Raw genomic sequence first — 24,180 nt, forward strand, 5'->3', positions numbered from 1 at the left:
GGAGACGCGACTATCGCGGCGCGAACGGATCCCGGCCCTTGGTCCGCATGAGGAACCACAGGCACAGCACCGCGCCCACGGTGATGAAGCTGTCGGCCACGTTGAACGCGGGCCAGTGGTAGGCGTTCCAGTACACGTCGAGGAAATCGATCACCTCGCCGTGGAAAACGCGGTCGATGAGGTTTCCCAACGCGCCCGCCAGAATGAACGTCAGCGACAGGATGAGCCCGGTGTCCGTATCCGCCAGCCGGCGCAGCAGGTGGATGATGAAACCCACGGCCGCCAGCGAGAACGCGATGAGGATGAAGGAGCCCACGGCCCGGCGCTCGCCAGCCAGCAACCCGAACGCGGCGCCCGTGTTGCGGGCATGGGTCAGGTCGAACCAACCCTCGACGACGGGTATGGAGCGATGCAGCGGAATCGTGCGGTCCACGATCAGCTTGGTGCCCTGATCGAGCAGCAGGATGGCGGCCAGCAGCAGGATCACGCGTGCGCGTTTTCGGCCCGCGGTAAAGATTGCAACACCTCCGCGCAGCGCGGACAGACACCCGGATGGGCCGCGTCTCCGCCCACGCCCTCATGGTATTTCCAGCAGCGCTCGCACTTGGCCCCGTCCGCCGGGTACACGGCGATGGCCCCGCCCAGGAGCGTGCTCAAGTAGCCCGTGCCCTGCCCCGCCGCCGCGCCGCCGTCTCCGTTGCCGGCCTCCGCGCCGGGCTCGGCCTTGGGGTCCGGGCAGGCCAGGTCCGCGGGCGCGCCGCCCGCCGGCACGGACACCTGCGACACGATGAAGACGTCCTCCCAGGGCGTGGGCGGGCTTGCGCGCAACAGTTCCTGGATGCCCGGCGCCTTATCGTAAGCGTCCGGGTAGAGCGCCACCCGCGCGTCCAGGGAATGGCCGATGGCGCCGCACTGGCGCGCCACCTCCAGCGCCTTCAGCACCTCGCCGCGCAGGTCCAGCCGCAGCTCCCACTCGGCCGCCAGCGCCGCGTCCAGCAACCCCTCGTCGGGCTGCGGGATGGGCGACAGCAGCACACTGTCGGGGCTCGCCGCCGTGCGCGGCGCGTGCTCCCAGATCTCCTCGGCGGTGAACGACAGCACCGGCGCCGTCAGGTGCACCAGGGTCTGCAGGATGCCGTGGAGCGCGGTCTGGGCCGAGCGGCGGGCGGCGGAGTCGCGCCCCTCGCAGTAGAGCCGGTCCTTGACGATGTCGAGGTAGAGCGCGCTCAGGTCCACGCTGCAGTAGTTGTTGAGCGCGTGGTAAACGAAGTGGAACTCGTACTTGTCGAAGGCCTCCAGGCACCTTCCCAGCAGCCGCTGGTTGCGGTCGAGAATCCATCGGTCCAAGGGCTCCAGGGCGTCCGCGCTCACGGCGTCGCGCGCGGGGTCGAAGTCGTGGAGGTTGCCGATGAGGAACCGAGCGGTGTTGCGCAGCCGCCGGTACGACTCCACCAGCCGGTTCAGGATCTCGTTGGAGATGCGCACGTCGTCGCGGTAGTCCTCGGCCGCCACCCACAGCCGGATGATGTCGGCGCCGAACTTCTTGATGATCTCCTGGGGCGCGGTCACGTTGCCCATGGACTTGGACATCTTGTGGCCCTTGCCGTCGAGCACGAAGCCGTGGGTGAGGACACCCTCGTAGGGCGCTTGGCCGCGGGTGCCCACCGAGGTCAGGAGCGAGGTGTGGAACCAGCCCCGGTGCTGGTCGCTGCCTTCGAGGTAGAGGTCGGCGCGGCCGCCCAGCTCCGGGTGGCGCTCCACCACCGCGGCGTGGCTCACGCCCGAGTCGAACCACACGTCCAGGATGTCCTCCTCCTTGGAAAACCGGGTCGAACCGCAGGACCAGCATGAGAAGCCCGCCGGCACCAGCTCTTCCGGCGGACGCGCGAACCAGGCGTCGGACCCTTCTTCCTCGAACAGTTGCGCCACGTGCTCGCACAGCGCCTCGCTCAGGTTCATCTCGCCGCAGTCCGTGCAGTAGAGCACAGGGATGGGCACACCCCAGGAACGCTGGCGGGAAATGCACCAGTCGGGACGGTTGGCCATCATGCCGGTGATGCGGTCCTGTCCCCAGGGCGGGATCCACTGCACCTGCTCGATGGCGTCCAGCGAGCCCTGCCGCAGACCCGTGTGCGCCATGGAGATGAACCATTGCTCGGTGGCGCGGAACAGCACCGGCTGCTTGCAGCGCCAGCAGTGGGGGTAGCTGTGGCTGAAGTCCTGGGCCTTGAGCAGCTTCCCGGCCTCGCCCAGCCTGGCGACGATGGCGGGGTTTGCGTCGAAGACCATCTGGCCGGCGAACTCCTCCGCGTCCGCGGTGAAGCGTCCGTCCCCGTCCACCGGCGCGTAGGCGTCGAGGCCGTAACGCTGGCCGGCCTCGAAGTCCTCGTGCCCGTGGCCCGGCGCCACGTGGACGCAGCCCGTGCCCTGATCCGCGGTGACGAAGTCGCCGAGGATCACCGCGACGTCCCGCTCGATCCACGCGTGGGCGCAGACGATGCCTTCCAGCTCCGCTCCGGACCAGGAACCGTCCAGTGTCTCGAACTCGCCGGCGCCGTAGCCGAAAACCTCCATCAGCAAGGACAACAACTCCTCCGCCACCACCAGCACGCCCGCGGGCGTGCGCACGCGCCGGTAACGCATCCGCGGGTGCAGGGCGATGGCCTGGTTGGCCGGCAGCGTCCACGGCGTGGTGGTCCAGATAACGAAGGCACAGTCGTCATCCGGCAGCTTGCCCTTGGCGTCCTTGACCGGAAACTTCACGTACACCGAGGGCGTCACCTGGTCGTTGTATTCGACCTCGGCCTCGGCCAGGGCGGTGGCACAGGACGCGCACCAGTAAACCGGCTTCTTGCTCCGGTACATGGCGCCGCTGGCCATGAACTTGCCCAGCTCGCGCACCTCGGTGGCCTCGTAGGAGTAGTCGATGGTGCGGTAGGGCTCGGCCCAGCGGCCCAGCACTCCCAGGCGCTTGAACTCCTCGCGCTGCACGCCGATGAACTTCTCCGCATGCTCCCGGCACAGCCTGCGGACCTCCACCTTGCTGAGGGCGTTCTTTTTCGCGCGCCCCAGGCTCTTCTCCACCTGCAGCTCGATGGGAAGCCCGTGACAGTCCCAGCCGGGGATGTAGGGCGCGCAAAAGCCGCGCATGCTCTTGTACTTGACGATGATGTCCTTCAGGACCTTGTTGAGAGCGTGTCCGATGTGAATGCGCTCGTTGGCGTACGGGGGACCGTCATGGAGGATGAACGTGGGGCGGCCGCGATTGGCCTCCACCATCTTCTCGTGGATGGCTTCACGCTCCCACTGCTCCACCCGCGCGGGCTCCTTCTGGGGCAGGTTGCCGCGCATGGGAAACGCGGTCTTGGGGAGGTTGAGCGTCTCTTTATAGTCCATGAACTTCGTCCCTCACTTGTGGGGAAGCGACTCGCGGATATCCGGGCAATCGTGATGGAAGGGTGGGTCGCGGTCGGGTGTCATGCTGCCCCGAAGACAACCTCCGGGAAGGCTACGCAAGGAGCCTATCTCTTTCCAACATACCTCTGTTGACGAGGATCGACCGGATGGCGATCTCCGACACCTCGAAGTGATCTGCTGCATCTTCCATCCGATCGTCGTCAGGATCTTCATCCTCGAGGAAGTTTCGAAGCGCTTCAAATGGACACAGGAACTCCTGCGCGAAAGCCCGTTGAAATCTCTGGCGGTCGGTCGCCACGTCCGTCACCGGCAGCAACTCTTCACCGCCCGCCGTCACCAAGTGGTCCCCGATGATCCGGGCGAGAGCGAACCGCCTGGCGTGGGGATGCCTTTTCTTAAGTATCGCCTTCACCGCCCCCGGATCGCCACGATCACGCAGACCGGCGGGAATCGGGATCTGATCGACGTCGGAAGGCTGCTCGATCCACTGCGCCGGAACGCCACACAGTTCCGCCAGGCGGGGACTATCGATGGCATCATCGCCAAGAGACCACTCCCGGCGCGCCGTTCGGGCCACCCGCTCCGCCTTTTCCCATGGCTGCCGGGCGCCAGCCACCGCCCGGGCGACTACGTTCCTGACCGTCGAGGGGATGTCGAGCGACAGGGTAGTGGACAGCCCGGCGAACCGTTCGTGGATGCGTTCGAAGTCTTCGAGCACGTTTCTCTTCGAGGAGGAGGCCAACTCCTCGATCGCGCCTTTACCCACGAGCTTCGCCGCATCCCGCAAGCGGTTCAGCATCGCGACATCCGCTTCTTCGGGATCGAACCCCATTCTCGCTTCCATGGCGCGCGCGAAGCTCCGGGAGGGGTCCAGGATCTCCTCGCGGAGTTCCTGCCAAGCTGCCTCCAACTCCCTGGATCTTCCGCTCGTATCGTCCAGACAACCCATTCTCGAAACCACGGCATCGACGAATTCCCGGACCTCCGACTCGAACTCCCCCGCCGGAATGTGGACATCAATCTCGTTGAGAAAGCGCAGCGAGTGGCGCGAGCCAGCGCTCGTGCGCCGCGCTTGCACGTGCACGCTGCGACCGCTGCCGCTAAACTCCATGTCGGGCCACAGGTAGCCGTTCCCGGCTGCACCGATCTTGTGGCTCATGTCCCAGGCAAACCCTCCGCCGTTCGTTTGGCTCCCGCTGCGCGCTTCCCATCGCAGGCGCCACCAATTGCCTACAAGCCAAGCGGCCAAATCGAAAGCCGACACGCGAATGCCCGATCGGACGGTCTTGGCGTGCAGGTCTTCCACGCCGGTCGCCGTAATTCCCCCAGCCTCGATCGTGATCTCGGCAAGCGAATGCCGGTCCACGGCGTCGCCGAACTCGCGCGGTATCCACCTGAAATCAATCTTGAACTTGCCCACGCTGATTCCAGTTCTCGACAACCCGTTTTGCAAACGGGTCGGTGTCCGGCATCGGGTATCCGTGGTAGCTGCCTGTCTCGGGGTTCTCCAATTGCGCTTCAACCGGAGAACCGTCTTTGGTCACGGCCCAGACGTTCTGAGGAAACCGCCCCCGGACTTGACCGCTGATGAGCCCCTTTCTAATTCCTTCGCGCAGCAGGCGCAACGCCACACGCCGCCTTGTGACTCCAACTTCGTCGCACAAGGTCTTGTCGGCGCTTGGCTGAGCCGGAGGCGTCAACCCGAAATCGCCCGGATTCCGCTTGTGCTCGGGGTTGCCGCCGTACCGGACCCGGTTCGCCAAGTCCTGAAGTGCAGATGGGTCGGGACTCACGGCAATAGCGCGCTTGGGGTTGAATCTTTTTCGAGGCAAGGCGATGTTCCGGGCACTCGGACGTCGGTCACAATCATTGACCGCGCAAAAGCTATACCATATATGGAGTTGGCGAGATAGCTGAACGGGGCGACAGACGCCCCGCCCAGGCCCTTCGCCCATTCCGGCCACCGTTACTCCGGTATATGGTTCAACACGCCCGCGCGTACGGCCTGTCTTCCCACGCTGCCGGCTGGATTCGCAAGTTTCCGTGTGCTATGAAACCCCGGATTTCCAACGGGCCTTTCGCTCGTTCTCATTCCCGCTGAAGCAGCGTTCCGCCTTACCGTTCATCCGTGTGATCGACGAATCCCGTGGCGGGGCCGGTTCGGCGTCTTCGAGGAGGCACCTCCATGGCCAGGAAACAACCGGGCAAGGCTAATACGCGCCAGATCGGACAGCTCAAGAAGCTCGTGGCGCTGGCCACGCGCATCCTGTTCCACCAAGGACTCGCCGACTACCACGGCCACGTGAGCGCGCGCATCCCCGGCACCAACCGGCTGCTGATCAAGCCGGTGCTGGCGCCCTTGGGGTCGATCCGTGCCAAGGACATCATGGAAGTGGACATCGACGCCTACATGGAGAACAGCGAGGCCAACTGGGCCAAGGCCGGCAACCAGAAAGCCGTGATCAATCTCAAGATCCCGCCCCGGGAAACCATGATCCACGCGGCCATCCTGCAGGCGCGCCCGGACGTCAACTCGGTGGTGCACACGCACCAGCCCCTGGCCACGGCCTTCGCCATCGCCGGCGTGCCCATCCGTCCCATCTACAACCAGGCCTCGGCGTTCGCGCCGGAGACGCCCATCTTCCACAGCCCCCGGCTCATCTACAGTCTCCAGGACGGAGCCGAGCTGGTGGCCACGCTGGGCGACCGCATGGCCGTGCTCATGCAGGGTCACGGCATGACCACGGTGGGCGACTGCGTGGAGGAGGCCACCAGCCACGCCGTCTACCTGGAGCGCACCGCCTACATGCAGTGGGTGGCCAGCAGCATCGGCGAGGCGCCCTCCATGCCGGGCCGAAACATCGCCATCATGGGCGCCACCAACCGCGGGCGCGCCCATCACGCGTTCGCCTATTTCACCGGCCTGCTGCCGGACGACATGAAGGAATAGCAACGCACTGACGACAACAAGCGGACAAGCGACCCAGTCGACCAACCCAGTCAAACGCACGACAAGGAAGGTGAAGCATGGCCGAAGCGAACAGCGCCGGGTCCGCGGGGACCGGGCGCCCGATTCAAGACATCCGTGAGTGGCTCGACCGCGCCGAGGGGATCAACGAGCTGATCCAGATCGACAAGCCGGTGGACCGGGACGAGGAGATGAGCGCCATCACCTACCTGGTGGCCAAGCAGAAGCCCTCGCCCGCCATCCTGTTCGAGAATCCCCAGGGGTTCGAGGACAGCCCCATCGGCGCGCGCATGCTGTGGAACATCCTGGGGCCGAGCTCCAAGCGCATCGCCCTCACCATCGAGGAGCCGCCGGAGACGCCCACGCTGGAGCTGATCCGGCGGCTGAAGGATAAGATGAAGGACCGCATCCCGCCGCGCGAGATCCCGGCGGCCCAGGCGCCGGTTTACGAGAACACCCTTGCCGGCGACGACATCGACCTGGAGCAGCTCCCGATTCCGCGCCACTGGCCGCTGGACGGCGGACGCTACGCGGGCACGGCGGACGCGGTGTTCACGCGCGACCCGGACTCCGGCTACCTGAACATCGGCACCTACCGGATGATGCTCCAGGGCAAGAACGAGGTGGGGCTCTACCTGTCGCCGGGCAAGGATGCGCGGTTGCACATCACCCGCTATTGGGAAAAGGGCGAGGACGTGCCCGTGGCCGCCGCCTGGGGTATCGACCCGCTGTTCATGCTGGTGGGCTCCCAGACCTTCCCCAAGAACGTATCCGAGTACGAGTTCGCCGGCGGCATCAAGGGAGAGGCCATCCCGGTCGTGCGCGCCGAGACCAGCGACCTGCTGCTGCCGGCCAACGCCGAACTGGTGATCGAGGGGGTCATCCGCCCCAATTCCGTGAAGACCGAGGGGCCGTTCGGCGAGTTTCCGGGCTACTACGGCCGGCCGGAGGCGGGCTGTCCGCTGGTGGAGGTCACCCGCGTGCACCATCGCACCCACCCGGTGCTCACCAATGCCATCATGGCGGACTACCCGTCGTGCGAGCAGAGCGGTTTCTTCGCCGTCATCCGGTCGGCGCGCATCTGGGACGACCTCGACAAGCTCGGCATCCCGGGGGTTCAGGGCGTCTACGCCCACCCCGCGGGCGCCGGCGGCTTCGGCATGACGGTCATCAGCCTGGAGCAGCGCTACGCCGGCCACGCGGCCCAGTGCCTGGCGCTGGCGGCGCAGGTTCCCGGCGGCGCCTACTACACCAAGTGGATCATCGCGGTGGACGAGGACATCGACCCCACGGACATGGACCAGGTGATCTGGGCCATGAGCAGCCGCAGCAATCCCATCGAGGACATCGACGTGCTGCGCAACACCTGGAGCACCTGGCTGGACCCCACCCAGAACCCGCCGGAAGAGCGGCCGTACGGGTCCAAGGCGCTGATCAACGCCTGCAAGGAGCACCGCTACCTGCCGGTCTTCTCCAAGCGCACCACGCTGAGGCGCGAGATGTACGACCAGGTGGCCGAGCGCTGGAAGGAACTGGGGCTGCGCGGGATCATTCCCACGGTGCGCGCCTTCGAGGAAGACAAGAGGGTCGTCTACCACGAGCAGGGCGGATTCGAGCCCGGGAAGAAGTAGCGGCCACCCTCGCGGCACAATGGGGTCCGAAGGCGCATGCTCACATTGACCGAAGAGATCATGCTGTTGATGCTGGACGACGACGGTGTATACCGGCCGGTCCGCGGCAGCGCCGTGGAGTACATCCTGGTTGGCGCCGTGCTGATGGACCTGGCCTTCGCCAAACGCATCGACACCGACCCCGAGAAGCTGATGGTGACCGACCCGACACCCACCGGCAACTCGCTGCTGGACAGGACCCTGGAACGCATCGCCAATGCCGGGGAGACCATGAGTACCAAGGTGTGGATGGAGGTGCTGGCCCGGGAGCAGGCTGCCGACATCCGCCAACAGGCCGTGAGCACACTCATCGAACGCGGCATTGTCGAGGCCAAAGACGGGAGTTTCCGGATCTTTCGTTCTATCCGGCGCTATCCAACCATCGACGAACGCATCGAACGCGAGGCCAAGCTGCGGTTGAAGGATGTACTGCTGTCCGACGATACTCCGGACCCCCGGGACGTTGCCATGATCGGCCTGCTGGATGCCTGCGGCATCCTGGACGCCTTATTCTCGGAACCCGAGATGGAACGGGCTCGCTCCCGTATCAAGCAACTCCGGATGATGGATCTCATCGGCCGTGCGGTGGGCAGCGTCGTCACCGACATCGAAAAGTCCATCACCATGGCCATGGCCCCGTTGACGCGCTAGTGTCGGCGCATCCGCGTCTCCGCGAGCGCGTCGGCTTGTTGCCCGCGTATCGGAACTGTGATATTCTTTGGCGGCCTTCGTAGGGGGTTCGAGTTCAGTTGAGCGCCACGGCATGACGGTAACCGTTGCTACCGTCTTTCGGACAAGGTCTAACGCAACAGGGAAAAGGTGTCGGATGGACATTCAAGAGGAAACCAGCGGATCGATGGTGGTCGTGGCCCCGAGCGGGCGCGTTGACGGTTTCACCAGCCCGGAACTCGAGAAGCGGATCTCGGAGATCATAGAGCGTGGCGACCACCGCCTGCTGTTGGACTGCGCCAACATGGACTACATCAGCAGCGCCGGACTGCGGGTGGTCCTCGTGAGCGCGAAGAAGTGCCAGCAGCAAGGCGGAAAACTGTCGGTGTGCGCGCTCCAGCCTTCGTGCAAATCGGTCATGGAGGTCAGCGGTTTTCTCAACATGCTCGAATACCACGACACCCGCGATGCCGCCCTCGCGGCAGGATAGGCCGAGGCGACACCATGCTCACCTTCACCGAAGAGATCACCCTCTTGATGCTGGATGACGACGGGCTGTTCCTGCCCATCCGCGGCGGCGCCGTGGAACATATCCTGATCGGCGCGGTGTTGATGGATCTGGCCTTCGCCAGCCGCGTCGACACCGACCCCGAGCAGCTCGTGGTCATCGACGCCACGCCCACGGACAATCCCCTGCTCGACGGCGCGCTGGAGCGCATCGCCAACTCCGGCGAAAACCTGGACACCAAGGGCTGGGTGGAATTGCTGGCGCGAGAGCAGGCCGCGGCCATCCGCCAGAAGGTCATGGACAACCTCGTCGAACGCGGCATCATCGAGGTCAAGGACGAGCGCTTCCTGTGGGTGTTCCAGTCGCGCCGCTATCCCACCATCGACGGTCGCGTGGAACGCGGCGTCAAGCTGCGCATGGAAGACGTGCTGCTTTCCGACGACATGCCCGATCCTCGGGACATCGCGCTGGTCTGCCTCGTCGACGCCTGCGACATCCTGGGCGACCTGTTCTCCGAGAGAGAGATGGAGCGGGTGCGCCCGCGCATCGAGCAACTCCGCAAGATGGACCTCATCGGCCGCGAGGTCGGCGCCGTCATCGCCGACATCGAGGAGTCCATCACCATGGCCATGGCCCAGGTGGCGCACTAGCCCCCTGCCCTCCGGCCACTCAACCGACCCCACCCGTCACCGACTGCTTGGACTCGAGTCCAGGCACCTTGCGCGCCTCGTCCACGAACTCGGGGAGGGCGCGTGCGGGGCGGTGCCGACTCCGTAAAATTCACCCCCTGAGCGCTAAAGTTCGATCCTCCACCGTCGATCTGTGTTTGTGAGGGCCACGAAGGCCCAACAAACCGAAGGAGGACACGACCGATGCAACTTGTCGATAGCCCCATTGATGAACGGAAACCCATCGCCTTCCCATGGCTGCTCGACCCACGGGAGGACGAATTGGATGTGGAGATCCACGGCTGTGGCTGCGGTTGTGGTAGTGCATGTGCGTGCGGATGTGCGTGCGGGTGCGGCTGTGCCTGTGGGTGCGGCTGTGCGTGTTCGAGTTGCGATCCCGGGAACACCGATTAGACCGACACGGGAGGTCGGTTGTGGATGAGGAAGGGCGGGCAAGCGGACCTTTCGTTTCTTGCCCGTCCCTTCCGTGACCGGCCGCGATCCCCGTCCCGTGGCGGAAGCACGAATCCTCGGGAACCCGTCCATGAACAAGGCGCATCAGCATCGTACCGACATACTCCTGCTCGTGGCGTTGTGTGTCTTTCTCGTGGGCACGCTCACGTGGGCCTCGGTGGCCGAGGTGGAACTGGCGGCGGTGGCGCCGGGACGGATCGTTCCCACCGGGCAGGTGAAGGTGATCCGGTCCTTCGAGGCCGGGAAGATCCGGCGCATTGCCGTGGAGGAAGGAAGCCCGGTTCGACACGACGACGTCCTCATCGAGTTCGACACGACCCTCGTGGACGCCGAGATTTCCAAGCGCACGGCCGAGCTTCAGACCCGCTCGGTGGAGGCGGCGCGGCTGGAGGCGCTCGTGGCATGGCGCGACAACCGGGCCTTCCGTCCGCCCGCCGGCGCGCCGCCGGAGATCGTCTCCATCAACAGAGACCTGCTGGCGGACCAGGTCGCCTCCCACCGAGCGCACCTTCAGGAGCTCGACAACCGGATGGCGGAGCGGCGGGCGCAGGTTCGGACCCTGGAGGCCGCCCTGGCCAAGCATCGCAGGCTGTTGCCCATCCTACGCGAGCGAACCGCCATGCGCGAGACCTTGTACCGCAACAACCACGGCTCGCGGCTCGCCGTCATCGACGAGCAGGAGCGTCTGGTGGAACTGGAAGGCAACGTGGCGTTGCGCGAGCGGGAGCTGGCCGAAGCCGGGGCCGCGTTGGCGGCACTCCGGGCGCAGAAGGAGCGGACGGTGTCGGAGTTCTACCGCGAGCGCCGGGCCGCCCTGGCAACGCTGCGTGAAAGGATGCTCGTGCTGCGCGAAGACATCCGCCAGGCACGGGAGCTGCGCGCGCGCCACACCCTGCGCGCGCCGGTGGACGGCGTCGTCCAGGACCTCGCGGTGCATACGGAGGACGGCATGGTGGAGCCGGGCGCGCGGCTCATGGTCATCGTTCCCCGGAATGCCGGCATCCAGGTGGAAGCCTTCATCGCCAACGCCGACATCGGCTTCGTCAAGCCCGGCCAGCGGGTCACGCTCAAGGTAGCCACCTTCGACTTTCGCCGCTACGGCGCCATCGAGGGTACGGTGCGCCACATCGGCAAGGACGCCGTGGACGCGGGAGCCCAGGGCGGAGGTTCGCTGTTCGCGGGCGTGGCGGTGGGGGTGTCGGGCGCAGCCGCCGCCCAGCCCGGGACCGCGCAGGGCGGCCCGGCTTTCAAGGCCCTCATCGACCTCGACCAGACCTACATGGAGGTGGAAGGCCGGAAGATCGGCCTGTTGCCCGGCATGTCATCCGAGGCCGCGGTCATCCTGGGCAAGCAGCGCCTCATCGAATACGTCCTGCAGCCCCTTCGGGGATACCGGCAGGACGCATTCCGGGAGAGGTAAATGCGCATGGACACGGTACCCTTGTCCACCGAGTCCCGCACGGAAGAGTTCCCGCCGGCGTCCGATCCCGCGGCCTGGATGCCCGCCGACCTCGGACGGTCGCCCGCGTGGCTGCATGACCTGACCCCGAACGAACTGATGGAGTTGTCGGCGGTGTCCCGCGCCGTCCTCCGAGGCGGGCACGCGGCGGTGCCGGACGGTTCCTTCCTCGCCTGGCAGATGGCGCGGACCGAGCGGGAACTGCGATCGGGCCTGGGCTTCCGCATCCTGCGCGGGCTGCCGGTCCAGTACCTGACCGAGCAAGCGGCCGCCGCAACGTTCATGGCGCTGAGCCGGTGCCTGGGCGAGCCCATGGAGCAGTCCAGGGGAGTCACCCTCGCGCACGTGCGCGAGGAGGCGGAGAACAATCCCCACGGCCTGGGCTTCCGCGCCGCCGGTACCCTCCCCTTCCATGCCGACCTCGAAGACGTGATCGGGTTCCTGTGCCTGAGCGCCGCCCGTTGCGGCGGCACGCGGAGGTTCGCCAGCGCCGCCGCCGTTTACAACATCCTGGCGGCCGACCATCCGGATCAGTTGCGCGTCCTCACCCGCCCCTTCCACGTGGCGCTGCAGGAGCCCCATCCGGACTACGGACACCGCTGGACGCGCCTGCCGTTCGTGAGCGTCCGCGACGGCGTCTTCAACGCCTGCGCCTACCCGGTGCACATCAAGCGGGCCCAGAAAATCGCGGGTGTCCCCGAGCTGACCGCGGCGCAGAACCGGGCACTGGAGGTCTTTAACGAGGTAGCGGATCAAGTGGCGATCTCGCTGGAGCTTCGGCCCGGGGACGTCGAGTACTTCAACAACCACGTGGTGCTGCACTCGCGCACGCGCTTCACCGGCGACGGCTCCGAGCGCCACCTTCTGCGGGTCTGGCTCTCCATGGCCGACTTCAGGCCCCTCGACCCGGAGCACCCGATCCGTCTTCGGCGCAAGAGGAAGGAACGCGCCCCGGCGGCGTGACCGTCGCCGGCCTTGGGTCATTCGTCGGCCAGCAGGCGTCCCCGGCCCCACTCCTCGTGGCGGAAGATGAGGGATTTGATCACCACCGGCACCGCCTTGGCGTCCGGCAACTCCTCGCCGATGTCGACGAAATCGAAGTCCTTGAGGTCGATGCCGTCAATGGAGATAACCCCGGCGCCGGGGAGAATCTCCTTGTCGATGATGTTGCCCACGAGCTTCGCGATGTCGGCGTCGAACACCAGCACGAGATGATGTCCCCGGCGCAGGTGCTCGCGCATGCCTTCCACCACGCCGGTGGCCAGGGTCTTGATGAGAGGATAGGAAGGCCCCAGGTCCCAGTGGAGCGCCAGCGCCGCGCCGCGGTCGCCGTCGGTCATGTCGAAGCGCTGGAGCGCGCTCTCGATGGAGCTGCGCACGTCCTCGGTGGTGAGCGGCTCGGTCTGGCGGAAGTGCGGCGTGATCACCTGCAGGTTCCGCAGCGGCAGCACCGAGTCGTCGGAAAGGAAGATCGTGTTGCCGCTCACCTGCACCGTGTACTGCGACGCGCCGATGACCGTGGCGCGGATGCGCACGTCGGGTTCCTTGAAGCGCCACGACTCGCGGGTCGACAGGTCCACCGCGCCCGCGCGGATCTTCCGTCCCACGTGGTTGCCCAAGTCCCCCTTGTCCGCGGTCTCGTAGCCATAGATGTACTCGGACACGCCGCCGGAAAACTGCAGGGTGTGGATCGGCCCCTCGTAGGACAGTGCCGGCGTGAGCATCATCTCCCGCGTCAGCGGCGACAGCGGCCCGCGGCCCAGGACTTCGAGAAGACAGCCGCTCAGGGTGTCGGCCATGCGCTCCTTGTCGGCCTCCGCCAGCGTCTCGCCCACGGCCAGCGACAAACCGCTGGCCGTGCCGACGCGCGCGCCCGCGTCCTCCAGCCGGTTGATGTGCTGTTCACCGTCCAGCGCCACCAGGCGCGCGCCCACCTCGAGCGCCGCGGTGTCCACCACCTGTCCCCCACGGGTGACGGCGATCTTGCTGGTGCCGCCGCCGACGTCCACGTTCATGCACGCGACGTCCCCATCCTGGTTCGACAGCTCCACCGCGCCGGAGCCGTAGGCCGCCAGGATCGCCTCGAGGTTGTGCCCGGCGGTGGCGCACACGAACTTGCCCGCTTCCTCGGAGAACAGCGCCGCGATGGCCTCGGCGTTCTTCTTCTTGGCCGCCTCGCCGGTGACGATGAGGGCGCCGGTGTCGATGTCCTGCCGGGTGAGGCCCGCGCGGGCGTAGGCGTCGTGGATGAAGTCGTTGAGCTTCGCCGTATCGATGGTGAGCTTGTCGACGTACGGGGTCAGCAGAATCGGCGACTCGTAGACGATCTCGCGGCTCACCACCACGAAGCGGCTCGACAGGGAAATGCCCTGGCGGCGCAGCAGCAGCCTGGAGAAGATGAGATGGGAGGTGGACGAGCCGATGTCGATGCCGACCGAAGTCAGGGAGATGCGCTCGGAGCGCCACATGGGGTGGTCTTCATCGGGAAGCGGCACATCGTCGTGGTCGTGGTCTTCATGTCCTTCGTGGCACAGGAGAGGAAGCTCGGCGGAATCGCGATCCATTCAAGAGGGTTCCTTTCGGGGAATGCGGGCGAAGCATCACGTAGTAACACAAGCCCCGGCGGCTTGCCAGTTGCAGGGCGGCGAGGCCCGCGCGCCGAGGCGTGGCGGCATCGGCGGTCGGGAGCGCTTGTCAAAGCGGGAAAAAGCTCTAGAATGAACCGCATACTTTCGGCTGGTGCCGAAGGCGCCCTGAATCCAGGCCAGCAATGGTCGACAGCGTTCCGCGCCGGGAAGGGGAACCTCCGTTGCACGAAGAAGAATACCGTCCCATCGACGACTTCCTGAGGAGGTTCGTGGCCCGGTTGAGAACCGTCGAGGGCCTGGAGGCGCTTTGCCTGGCCGCCACCGCCCTGGCGGTGCTGGCGGCCCTGGGCGTCGGCGTCGACCTGGTGAAGGAGCGGCTGCTCTACGCGCCGCTGGCCTTCAGCGTCGGGTCCATCCTCATCCTGCTGGCGCTGGCCGGGTTCATCGTTTACTCCTTCCTGCGGCGCCGCGGCCTGACGTGGGCGGCGCGTGCCATCGAACGCCAACGCCCGGAGTTGCGCAACAACCTGATCAACTCGTTGCAGCTCTACCCGCAACTCGCGGACCCGGGAAAAGGCGCCGGCGTCTCGGCGCCGATGATCCTCGCGCTCATCCGCCAGACCCGCGCACAGATCGGCGACCTGCAACCCGCCGATCTCGTGGATACCGGGCCGCTCCGGACCAAGGCGCGCGTGCTGGCCCTGGCCGCGGCCCCGGTCATCGCGCTGGCCCTGTGGCACCCGGGGTTCCCCGCGCGCTCCCTGGCGCTGGTGGCGCACCCGCTGGAGCATTTGCCGCCCGCCGAGATCTTCATCCACGTCGTCACCCGTGACGTGCGCGTGATCCGCGGCACCGCGGTATCGGTGGAAGCCGTCACCTCGGGCGCGCAGCCCGAGGCCGTGGAACTCGCTTTCCGGCGGCCGACCGCCACCGGCGGCAGCGAAGATGGAACGGTCGAGACCGTCGCCATGAACACCGGCGATAATGCCGGCGGCGACAACCGCTACGCGGCGGTGCTGCCGGAGGTCACCGAGGACCTGGACTATCGAGTGGTTACCGGCCCCTTCGCCTCGCCGTGGTACCGGATCACGGCGGTGGACCGGCCGGTCGTCACCGGCCTCAAGGTCACCCTCTATCCTCCCCACTACACCGGCCTGCCCAACGAGACCTTCACCGGCGGCAACGTACGCGGCATCAAGGGCTCTACGCTGAGCTTCTCCGCCGGCGCCAACAAGGCCATGGCAGGAGCCGTCGTGGCCCTGGACGACGGCCGGGAAGTGCCGCTCAAGGTAACCGGCGATCTGGCCCAGGGGAGCCTCGTGCTGTTCCGCTCGCAACGGTACCGTATCCGCATCGAAGATGCCTTCGGTTTCGAGAACCTGCCGGTTCCCTACGCGATGCACGCCGTGCCTGACGGCTTTCCGGTGGTGGAGATGCTCAAGCCCTCCGAAGACCTGGAAGTGAACGGCGACGAGCGGATCGCGCTGGAATACCGCGCGAACGACGACTACGGCCTCCAGGAGGTCACGCTGGTGGCCACCATCGGCGAGCGCGAGGAGCGCATCCCGGTGTGGCGCGCCGAGCTGACCCGGCAACTCCAGGAGACCTTCATCTGGGACCTCGACGGCATGCGCCTGGAGGAAGGCGACGTGGTGGTCTACCACCTCGAGGTGCTGGACAACGACACCATCTCGGGCCCCAAGCTGGGCAAGTCGCGGCCGTTGAGCCTGCGCCTCAAGAACCTCAAGGCCGAGCATCGCCAGGTCGCCGAGATGATCCGCGACATCTCGGACAAGATGGTGGATCTCCTGGGCGACCACCTGGAGGCACCGCCGGACCAGCCGGCCGTTGACGAGCAGGCGGCTGGCGACGAACAAGCGGCGGACCGGCCGATAGAACGGCTGGCCGAGGGTCTCGACCGCATGATGCAGCGCGTGGACGAGACCATGCAGCGCACGCGCGAGGACCGCATCAGCGACTTCGCCACGTGGTCGGACCTGGAGACCCTGAAACGCAACCTCCGGCATGCACGGGAGGACCTGGTGGAGCGGATGCGCCAGGCCGCGTCGCCGGAGGAGCGCGAACAGGCCCACGACGCCATGGCCACCGAGCTGGAGCGGCTCTCCATGCTGAGCGAGGACGTGAGCCGCAGGCTGACCGGGCAGGACATGGCCGACTCCGCCCGCGACATGGTCAAGAACCAGGAACGCTTTCTCGATTCGTTGGAGAAGCTCCGCAGCGGCAACAAGGAACTGGACGAAGTGCTCGAGGAGCTGTCCAAGCTGGCACAGCAGCTCCAGGAGCTTCAGGCCTCCCTCGCGCAGTTCGCCCGGCAGATGCCCAGCGAGTTCGTCAACCCGTCGTCCATGCGCAACATGCCCTTCTCGGACATGCGTTCCATGATGGAGCAGATCCGCCAGAAGCTGCGGGAAGGCGACATCGAGGGCGCGCTGCAGATGGCGCGGGAGATGTTCAACCAGATGGCGCAACTGGCCGCCATGCTGCGCAGCGGACAACAGCAGGCCCAGGGCAACATGATGTCACGCATGCAGGGGGCCATGGGCCAGTCCAGCAACGAGCTCATGGAGATCCTCCAGGAACAGCAGGACATCCTCCTGGGGACGGAGCGCACCCACAAGGAGATCGCCGGAAAGATCGAGGAGATCCGCGAGCGGGCCACCCAGGAACTGGCGGCCGGAGCGCAGACCGACCTGGCGGTGCTGGAGCAACTGCTGGCTCCCCCCGACCTCGAAAGCGACCGGCAACGCACCCCGGCCGAGCGGGAGCGCAACGAGGCCATCCGAGGGCTCCTGTCGGGCCTGCGCGACATGCTCAAGGACCGGGACTTCGACACCCTGTCCAAGCGGCTCGGGCCGGCGACCGAGGAACTGGCGGGGATGGGCGAGCTGGACGCGGCACAGAACGCCGCCCTGGCCATGCTGACGGAGCTGGCTCGCGCCTACGAGGCCATCGCCGCCCTTCCAGAGCCCGAACTCACTCCGGAACAGAAGGAAGCCACGCGCTCCCTCGCGACGCGCGAGGACGTGCTGGAACGCCGTACCCAAGACCTCGTCGACCGGCTCCGGTATCTGTTCCAGCTCTTCCCGTCGCTCGACCCGAAGATCGTCAACAGCATCGCCGAAGCGCGGGAATCCATGGGCGAGGCCCGACACGAGCTGGGCTCGCTGCGTCCCGGGCAGGCCGTGCCGCCCGAGCAGCAGGCCATCAACCTCCTGTCCCAATCGAGTCAGCAGATGCAGCAGGCCATGCAGCGGCTGGCGCAGCGCGGCCGCTTCGGGCGCGTGCCGCTGATGCAAGTGTTCCGCCGGGGCCGGTTCCTGCCCACCGGCGAGTTCCTGCCTCCCACGGGCGCGCCCCAGTTCCCCGAACACGACATCGACGAAAACCTCACCGGACTGGATACGGAGAAGTTCAAGCTGCCCGGCAAGGACGACTACCGGCCCGACCGTTTCCGCGAGGAAGTCCTGGAGTCGCTCAAGGAAGGCGTGCCCGAGCAATTCAAAGAACAGATCGAGCGCTACTTCAGGGAGTTGTCACAATAGCGGAGCGTGCCGTGGGGACCACCGATGACGCGGGCGCAATGCGGCCGGCCCCGACGGGGCTGGGAACCATGATGAAACGGGTGCAATTCAAGACGATGTGCCGGGTTCTGTGGCTCGCGGGCCTGCTCACTCTGGGCGCCGCGGTCCCGGCGTACGGCGCCGACGAGCCCGCGTCCGACGTCGAACAGGCGCGGGAGTTGATCGGTGCTTGGGCGGTGGAGGAAGCCCGCGCGGTGGTCGACCGCCTCCTCGAGGCGGAACCCGACTCGCCGGACGCGCTGGATCTGGCGGCGCTCCTGACCTACTACGAAGGCGACTACGACAAGGCCCTCAAGACCGTCGAGAAGGCGCTGGCCGTCGACGCCGACAACGAGCAGCGCCAGGCCCTCCGCCTGCTGCTGCAACAGACCCACGACGTCACCTCGCAGTTCAAGCGCTACGAGAGCGACCACTTCGTGCTGCACCTCCACGAGGAGAGCGACGGCATCCTCGCGGAACCGGCGCTGGCGGCGCTGGAACTGGCGCACCAGGAGGTCGGGCGCGCCCTGGGCTACTGGCCGCGCGCCAAGGCGCGCATCGAGATCGCGCCCGACTCGCGCTCCTTCATGGCCATCACCACGTTCACCCTGCGGGACATCCAGGAAACCGGCGCCATCGGCCTGTGCAAGTTCAACAAGGTGATGGTCATCTCACCGCGGGTGATGGCCCGCGGCTACCGCTGGCTGGATTCGCTGGTGCACGAGTACATCCACCTGGCCATCGTCCACCTGACCCGCAACAAGGCGCCCATCTGGCTGCACGAAGGCATCGCCCGCTACTACGAAACGGTGTGGCGCAATCCGACCCAGGGCGAGCGCCCCGACTACCTCACGCCGGCCAACGAGACCCTGCTGGCCACGGCCGTCGAGCAACGGGAGTTCGTGAGCTTCAAGGACATGGAGCCGTCCCTGATCCGCCTGGACACGCCGCAGCAGGTCCAGCTCGCGTACGCGGAGGTGGCCTCCGCGGTGGACTACATCACACGGATCAAGGGACCCGCCGGCATTCGCGAGGTGCTTTCCCTGGTGAACCAACTCTCCACCGCGGAAGCCATCGAAGCGGTGATGGGCGTCCCGCTGGACGGCTTCGAGGCGGATTGGCAGAACTTCGTGGAGGGCCAAGGGTTGACGGTGGTCCAGGGCAGCCGCATCCGTACGTACACGCTGGCGGAAGAAGGCGGCGAGCCCCCGCCCGTGGAGCTGGACGAGATCCAGTCCGAGATCGCCCGCAACCGCACGCACCTGGGCGACCGGCTGCGCCAGCGCGGGCGGCTGCGGGCCGCCAGCGCCGAGTACCGCCGGGCGCTCCGAGCCGGGCCCAACTCCACGATCATCCTCAACCGGCTGGGCGAGACCCTGATTCAATCGCGCCGCTACGACGAAGCCTTGCCGCACCTGGACAGGGCCGGCTATCTCGATCCCGACGCGGTGCACACGTACTATCTCAAGGGCCAGCTCCACCACGCCACGGGAGAACACGTCCGCGCGCGCGACGCCCTGCGGGAAGCCCTGCAGATCAACCCTTTCCATCCCGGGGTCTATCGCGTGCTCAGCCAGGTCTACGAGGCCATCGGCGACGACGCGAGCGTGCGCAAGACCCGCGAGGTCATGAGGAGGCTACGCGGATAACTCGGAGAGCGTATTCGCAACCGTCGCGCCCGCGTTACGCGGCCGAGCGACAACGGTTCCCGGCAACCGGAAGGAATCTCACCACCATGGACGACACGGACAACAACGTGGGCGCGGACGAAGCGCAACTGCTGGATCAGGAGTTGGAGGCCATCGAGGAATTCGGGCGCAAGCGCCGCACCATGCTCGCGGAGATTCGCAAGGTCATCGTCGGCCAGGACAAGGTCATCGACGAGGTGCTCATCGCCCTCTTCTCCAGGGGCCACTGTCTGCTGGTGGGGGTGCCCGGCCTCGCCAAGACCCTGCTCATCGGCACCCTGGCCGACGTGCTGGATCTCCGGTTCAACCGGATCCAGTTCACCCCCGACCTGATGCCGTCGGACATCACCGGCACCGACATCCTGCAGGAGGACGCCGCCACGGGGCGGCGGCAACTCCAGTTCCTGAAAGGTCCGATCTTCACCAACGTGCTGCTCGCGGACGAGATCAACCGCACGCCGCCCAAGACCCAGGCGGCCTTGCTCCAGTCCATGCAGGAGTACCGCGTCACCGCCGGCGGCACCACCTATCCGCTGGACCTGCCGTTCTTCGTCCTGGCCACCCAGAACCCCATCGAGCAGGAAGGCACCTACCCCCTCCCGGAAGCGCAACTCGACCGCTTCATGTTGAACATCGAGGTCTCGTACCCGCCCCTGGAGGACGAGGTGCAGATCGTGATGCAGACCACGTCCACCAACCGGCCCGATCCCGCCAAGGTCATGGACGGACCCGCGATCCTGGGTTACCAGGAACTCGTGCGGCGGGTGCCGGTGTCGCCCTTCGTGGTGAACTACGCCGTGTCCCTGGCCCAGGCCACCCGGCCGGGCAATCCCCAGGCCCCCGACGTGGTCAAGAACTACGTCGAATGGGGCGCGGGGCCGCGGGCGTCGCAGTTCCTGGTGCTGGGCAGCAAGGCCCGCACCATACTGGACGGGCGTTTCGCGGTGTCGGTGGAAGACGTACAGGCCATGGCGCCGTCGGTCATGCGCCACCGCATCATCCCCAACTTCAAGGCCCAGGCCGAGGGGCTCTCGTCGCTGGATATCATCGCGCGTCTGATGGAGGAGGTGCGCCCCGCCGCGGAGGGCAGCGTCGCGGCGTAGGCCGTTCGTGTGACCCGTCATTCCCGCGAAACAGGCTGTGTCAAAACACCATCCGAGAGAGGCACCAACTCCCTGAATCGTCATTACCGCGGAAGCGGGAATGACGGGTCCGGGCGTTGGTCGGCGCGCAGGCTCCACGGTTCGCATGCTGCTCCATTTCGACTACGACGGCGTCCTCGTCGACTCCTTCGACGCGCTTCTGGGCGCCTTCCGGCAGACCGCCGCGGACACCGGTCTGGGCCGCCCGCCGACCCGGCACGACTTCGAGACCATCGAGGACCTGAACGCCGCGGGCGTCGCCGCCCTGCTGGGCGTCCCCGACGATCACATCGCAGACTACACACGTCGCATCCACGAGGTGCTGGCGGCCGGCGGTTACGAGCCCGCCCTGTTTCCCGGCATCCCCCGTCTACTGAGGGCGCTTTCCGAGAAGCATACCCTCGTGGTCGTCACCTCCAACTACGATCAACTCGTCCGGCACGGCCTCGCCCGCAACGGGGTGGAGGCGTGCGTCTCCCTCGTGCTCGACGCCGGCCTGCCGGGCACCAAGAGCGACAAGATACGCCATGCTCTCGAACGTTTCGGGGTTCCGCCGCGTGAAGCCTTCATGATCGGCGACACTCGCGGAGACATCCGCCACGGGCGCGCCGCCGGGGTCCGTACCGTAGGCGTCACCTGGGGCTATCAGGCGGGCGAGACCTTGGCGTTGGAGTCTCCCGATTTCATCGTGGATGCCCCGGACGCGTTGCTTGAACTGTTGCGAGACGGCCCGTAGGCCCGCGGTTTACAGACGCGCCCCGAACGTCCTACCATAAGGGACATCTTGAACCTTGAACGCAAACCTTGAACCTGGAAGGGGGTTTCCCATGGCAGAGCGCACGGCATACGTCAACGGCGAGTTCTTGCCCGAGAGTCGGGCGAGCGTTTCCATCTACGACCGGGGTTTCCTGTCCGGCTTGGGCGTGTTCGAGCGGACGCGGACCTTCGGCGGCGAGATATTTCAACTGGACCGGCACATCGCCCGGCTCTACCGTTCGCTCAAGGCGGTGAAGCTGGATGCCGGCCTCACGGCGGACGAGATGCACGAGACCACCGTGGAGTTGGTGAAGCAGAACAAGGGGCTGCTGGGAGCGGACGAGGACTACTTCGTGGGCCACTACGTCACCCGCGGGCCGGACAAGGCAGGCCGGGCCACGGTGGTCATCCTGTGCGAACCCATCGCCTTCAACAAGTTCGCCCACCACTATATCTACGGCGGCCACGTCATCACCACGCACATCCGCGCCATCCCCACCCAGGTGTGGGACCCCAAGATCAAGAGCACCAGCCGCATGCACCTGTGGCTGGCGGAGCAGCAGGCCCAGTTGGTGGACCCCGAGGCCTATGCCCTGCTGTTGACCCTGGACGGCAACGTCACCGAGCTCACCGCGGCCAATTTCTGGATCGTGCGCAACGGGACGCTGGTCACCGCGCCGGTCCAGACCATTCTATCGGGTGTCACACGGGGCGCGGTGCTGGAGATCGCCCAACACCTCGACATCCCGGTGGAAGAGACCGACTTCCAGTTGTACGACATCATGAACGCCGACGAAGCGTTCATGACCACCACCTCACGCTGCGTGCTGCCGCTCACCCGCATCAACGGCAACGACATCGGCGAGGGCAAGCCCGGCCCAATGGTGGGCAGGCTGCAAAAGGGCTGGACCGAGGTGTTCGGGCAGGATTTCGTCGTCCAGGCACTGAAGCACCTCGACAAGGACAAGGTGCCGGAGGGCGAGGCCGTGCCGCTGTAGCGGGATTGGGATCCGCCGGCGCGTGTCGTTTCGACCCCGTTCGTCCTAAGCCCTTCGACAAGCTCAGGACAGGCGTAGCGGAGCGCTAGCGAAGCGGAGTCGAAGGACCGCGGGACATCTCGCCGCCCAACGTCTTCAGCGCGAACTCCCGGTTTCGGCCGTAGACGTTGACGATGAGCTGGCTGAGGCCGTCCACCTCCGCCAGCTCGGCGATCTTGCCCGCACAGTCGTCGGGCGTGCCCGCCAGAGTCATCTCCCGGAACAAGTCGTCGCCCAGTGCCGAACGAAGGGTGCGCGCGAGATCATACTCGTGGTCCTGCCGCGTCACCCCGTCAAGCACATGGGCGCGCAACTCCTCCGACAACAACGGTCCTGAGGCGCCCAGCACCTCCGGCGGAACCCGCAACGCGGCTTTGAAAAGGGTCCGCCCTACCTCGGGCGCCAACGCGTCCATCGCCTCTTCCGTGGTATCGCCGACGACGCAGTGAGTCCAGGCGCAGATGTGGAGCGCATCCGGTTCCCGCCCGGCCCTAGCCGCCCCTTCCCGAATTCTCCCGATGGCGTAGCGCAGGAAGCGGGGCGACCCGCCCGGGCTGATGATGGCGCCGTCTGCGGCCGCCCCGGCAAGCTCGAACGTCCGCGGCCTCTCGGCCGCCAGCAGCAGCGGGGGCTTGACGTCGGGTACCGCCGGAAGCGCCAGGCACCGGCCGTTGTACGGCACGCTTTCGCCCCGAAGGAGCCCCTGCACCACGTCGATGCTCTCCCGGAAAGCGTCGAAACGGTGCGGCTTCCGGCCGATGAACTTCACGGCGCTGTCGCCGAGCCCGACGCCGAACTTGACCCGGCCGCCGGTGAGGATGGCCAGGGTCGCGAAGCCGTTGGCCACCACCGTGGGGTCGCGGGTCTGGGTATTGGTCACCGCCAAGCCGACGACGGCCCGCGACGTGGCCATGGCGCAATAGGGCAGGGAAACGTAAGGCTCGGCGCACCGTGGCGAATCATACAGCCACACGTGGCTGAAGCCCGCCTCCTCCGCCTGCCGCGAATGTTCCGCAAGCACGGACGGATGGCGCGCGCGCAGGCCAAGGCCAAGTTCCAATCGGTTGTCTGCCACCACTTACCCTCCAGGCACGGCAGAGCGTCGATACCACTTCACATCCGTCCTTGTAAAGCGGGCCGGCGAGCAGCCCGTCATCGCGGTTTTGGCCGATGGAGAGGCGTTCCCAAGACATACCACGCGGTGTATGGTCCACACGTGACGTTCATTACTTCCTTTGGCCAGTGTTCCCTCGGAACGAGGAGCATCTGGGGCGGCGACGCGCTGACCGAGTGGGGAGCGCCCTTCTGGGAACTCTCCACCGCTCAGGGGCTCGAACTGCTGGAGCGCGCCGTCCACAGCCACATCGTCACGAACCGGCACGGCGTCCCACTGATGGTCGAGCGTAACGCGGGGCTCGTCGTCGAGGTCACCGACGGCGATACCCTCGGGTATCGCGGCAACCTCTTCTACGATCTGGCCAAGAACGCGGTCATTCGGCTCGCCTACGCGATGGCGGCCGACCTGCACGCGCACCGGGTGACGGCGGTGGCGCTC

19 protein-coding genes are annotated in these 24,180 nt (G+C 66.6%); 13 read left to right on the forward strand and 6 right to left on the reverse strand.

The genetic code is table 11. The features are described from left to right. Nucleotides 1–10 precede the first annotated feature (10 nt). The 4 genes from lspA to OXU42_03085 form a co-directional block, all read right to left on the reverse strand. Nucleotides 11–487 carry a signal peptidase II gene (lspA, locus tag OXU42_03070; GenBank protein MDE0028370.1) on the reverse strand — a complete coding sequence of 159 codons (477 nt, stop codon included), beginning with the start codon at nucleotides 485–487 and terminating at the stop codon, nucleotides 11–13. Next, nucleotides 484–3,396: an isoleucine--tRNA ligase gene (gene ileS, locus OXU42_03075; protein MDE0028371.1), complete on the reverse strand. Its 2,913-nt coding sequence runs from the start codon at nucleotides 3,394–3,396 to the stop codon at nucleotides 484–486. The genes lspA and ileS overlap by 4 nt, the downstream gene beginning before the upstream one ends. 112 nt (nucleotides 3,397–3,508) lie before the next feature. Then, entirely contained in the window at nucleotides 3,509–4,837 is a 1,329-nt protein-coding gene (locus tag OXU42_03080) for a hypothetical protein (protein ID MDE0028372.1), read from the reverse strand. Then, on the reverse strand, nucleotides 4,818–5,249 hold the full coding sequence (locus OXU42_03085; GenBank protein ID MDE0028373.1) for a hypothetical protein: 432 nt from the start codon (nucleotides 5,247–5,249) through the stop codon (nucleotides 4,818–4,820). The genes OXU42_03080 and OXU42_03085 overlap by 20 nt, the downstream gene beginning before the upstream one ends. A gap of 353 nt (nucleotides 5,250–5,602) precedes the next feature. On the opposite strand from OXU42_03085, the gene OXU42_03090 reads away from it, so the two are divergent. The 7 genes from OXU42_03090 to OXU42_03120 all read left to right on the forward strand — a co-directional run bounded on the left by OXU42_03090 (nucleotide 5,603) and on the right by OXU42_03120 (nucleotide 12,796). Further along, nucleotides 5,603–6,367: a class II aldolase/adducin family protein gene (locus OXU42_03090; protein MDE0028374.1), complete on the forward strand. Its 765-nt coding sequence runs from the start codon at nucleotides 5,603–5,605 to the stop codon at nucleotides 6,365–6,367. Nucleotides 6,368–6,444: 77 nt separating this feature from the next. After that, nucleotides 6,445–8,016, forward strand: a complete 1,572-nt coding sequence (locus tag OXU42_03095) for a UbiD family decarboxylase (GenBank protein ID MDE0028375.1) — start codon at nucleotides 6,445–6,447, stop codon at nucleotides 8,014–8,016. A gap of 36 nt (nucleotides 8,017–8,052) precedes the next feature. Beyond that, nucleotides 8,053–8,706 (forward strand): GPP34 family phosphoprotein, encoded by a 654-nt coding sequence (locus tag OXU42_03100; protein ID MDE0028376.1) that lies wholly within the window; start codon nucleotides 8,053–8,055, stop codon nucleotides 8,704–8,706. A 175-nt stretch (nucleotides 8,707–8,881) separates the two neighbouring features. Beyond that, nucleotides 8,882–9,214, forward strand: a complete 333-nt coding sequence (locus tag OXU42_03105) for an STAS domain-containing protein (protein MDE0028377.1) — start codon at nucleotides 8,882–8,884, stop codon at nucleotides 9,212–9,214. Between the two features lie 14 nt (nucleotides 9,215–9,228). Continuing rightward, nucleotides 9,229–9,882 carry a GPP34 family phosphoprotein gene (locus OXU42_03110; GenBank protein ID MDE0028378.1) on the forward strand — a complete coding sequence of 218 codons (654 nt, stop codon included), beginning with the start codon at nucleotides 9,229–9,231 and terminating at the stop codon, nucleotides 9,880–9,882. 562 nt (nucleotides 9,883–10,444) lie between these two features. Further along, nucleotides 10,445–11,794 carry an HlyD family type I secretion periplasmic adaptor subunit gene (locus OXU42_03115; protein MDE0028379.1) on the forward strand — a complete coding sequence of 450 codons (1,350 nt, stop codon included), beginning with the start codon at nucleotides 10,445–10,447 and terminating at the stop codon, nucleotides 11,792–11,794. Between the two features lie 6 nt (nucleotides 11,795–11,800). Continuing rightward, on the forward strand, nucleotides 11,801–12,796 hold the full coding sequence (locus tag OXU42_03120; protein ID MDE0028380.1) for a TauD/TfdA family dioxygenase: 996 nt from the start codon (nucleotides 11,801–11,803) through the stop codon (nucleotides 12,794–12,796). 17 nt (nucleotides 12,797–12,813) lie between these two features. On the opposite strand, the gene OXU42_03125 is transcribed toward OXU42_03120, so the two are convergent. Beyond that, complete coding sequence (locus OXU42_03125) at nucleotides 12,814–14,397, reverse strand: ethanolamine ammonia-lyase reactivating factor EutA (GenBank protein MDE0028381.1); 1,584 nt, start codon at nucleotides 14,395–14,397, stop codon at nucleotides 12,814–12,816. A 245-nt stretch (nucleotides 14,398–14,642) separates the two neighbouring features. Between OXU42_03125 and OXU42_03130 the strand changes: the two genes are divergently transcribed. The 5 genes from OXU42_03130 to OXU42_03150 all read left to right on the forward strand — a co-directional run bounded on the left by OXU42_03130 (nucleotide 14,643) and on the right by OXU42_03150 (nucleotide 22,586). Continuing rightward, on the forward strand, nucleotides 14,643–17,984 hold the full coding sequence (locus tag OXU42_03130) for a DUF4175 family protein (GenBank protein MDE0028382.1): 3,342 nt from the start codon (nucleotides 14,643–14,645) through the stop codon (nucleotides 17,982–17,984). Nucleotides 17,985–18,064: 80 nt separating this feature from the next. Beyond that, nucleotides 18,065–19,651: a tetratricopeptide repeat protein gene (locus OXU42_03135; GenBank protein ID MDE0028383.1), complete on the forward strand. Its 1,587-nt coding sequence runs from the start codon at nucleotides 18,065–18,067 to the stop codon at nucleotides 19,649–19,651. Between the two features lie 86 nt (nucleotides 19,652–19,737). After that, nucleotides 19,738–20,793 (forward strand): MoxR family ATPase, encoded by a 1,056-nt coding sequence (locus OXU42_03140; GenBank protein ID MDE0028384.1) that lies wholly within the window; start codon nucleotides 19,738–19,740, stop codon nucleotides 20,791–20,793. A gap of 145 nt (nucleotides 20,794–20,938) precedes the next feature. After that, on the forward strand, nucleotides 20,939–21,568 hold the full coding sequence (locus OXU42_03145; GenBank protein MDE0028385.1) for an HAD family hydrolase: 630 nt from the start codon (nucleotides 20,939–20,941) through the stop codon (nucleotides 21,566–21,568). Nucleotides 21,569–21,659: 91 nt separating this feature from the next. Then, nucleotides 21,660–22,586: an aminotransferase class IV gene (locus tag OXU42_03150; GenBank protein ID MDE0028386.1), complete on the forward strand. Its 927-nt coding sequence runs from the start codon at nucleotides 21,660–21,662 to the stop codon at nucleotides 22,584–22,586. Between the two features lie 85 nt (nucleotides 22,587–22,671). Here the strand turns inward: OXU42_03150 and OXU42_03155 are convergent, their stop codons facing one another. Next, nucleotides 22,672–23,703 (reverse strand): LLM class flavin-dependent oxidoreductase, encoded by a 1,032-nt coding sequence (locus OXU42_03155; GenBank protein ID MDE0028387.1) that lies wholly within the window; start codon nucleotides 23,701–23,703, stop codon nucleotides 22,672–22,674. Between the two features lie 138 nt (nucleotides 23,704–23,841). Here OXU42_03155 and OXU42_03160 point away from each other — a divergent pair. Beyond that, a partial coding sequence (locus OXU42_03160; GenBank protein ID MDE0028388.1) for an SDR family NAD(P)-dependent oxidoreductase occupies nucleotides 23,842–24,180 on the forward strand: 339 nt, incomplete at its 3' end.

The organism is Deltaproteobacteria bacterium (assembly GCA_028818775.1).
Taxonomy (GTDB): domain Bacteria; phylum Desulfobacterota; class Binatia; order UBA9968; family JAJDTQ01; genus JAJDTQ01.

Coding starts and splice junctions, on each gene's coding strand:
- OXU42_03145 (MDE0028385.1), top strand. CDS start 20,939: ATGCTGCTCCATTTCGACTACGACGGCGTCCTCGTCGACTCCTTCGAC.
- OXU42_03095 (MDE0028375.1), top strand. CDS start 6,445: ATGGCCGAAGCGAACAGCGCCGGGTCCGCGGGGACCGGGCGCCCGATT.
- OXU42_03125 (MDE0028381.1), bottom strand. CDS start 14,397: ATGGATCGCGATTCCGCCGAGCTTCCTCTCCTGTGCCACGAAGGACAT.
- OXU42_03120 (MDE0028380.1), top strand. CDS start 11,801: ATGGACACGGTACCCTTGTCCACCGAGTCCCGCACGGAAGAGTTCCCG.
- OXU42_03115 (MDE0028379.1), top strand. CDS start 10,445: ATGAACAAGGCGCATCAGCATCGTACCGACATACTCCTGCTCGTGGCG.
- OXU42_03150 (MDE0028386.1), top strand. CDS start 21,660: ATGGCAGAGCGCACGGCATACGTCAACGGCGAGTTCTTGCCCGAGAGT.
- OXU42_03110 (MDE0028378.1), top strand. CDS start 9,229: ATGCTCACCTTCACCGAAGAGATCACCCTCTTGATGCTGGATGACGAC.
- ileS (MDE0028371.1), bottom strand. CDS start 3,396: ATGGACTATAAAGAGACGCTCAACCTCCCCAAGACCGCGTTTCCCATG.
- OXU42_03140 (MDE0028384.1), top strand. CDS start 19,738: ATGGACGACACGGACAACAACGTGGGCGCGGACGAAGCGCAACTGCTG.
- OXU42_03090 (MDE0028374.1), top strand. CDS start 5,603: ATGGCCAGGAAACAACCGGGCAAGGCTAATACGCGCCAGATCGGACAG.
- OXU42_03105 (MDE0028377.1), top strand. CDS start 8,882: ATGGACATTCAAGAGGAAACCAGCGGATCGATGGTGGTCGTGGCCCCG.
- OXU42_03100 (MDE0028376.1), top strand. CDS start 8,053: ATGCTCACATTGACCGAAGAGATCATGCTGTTGATGCTGGACGACGAC.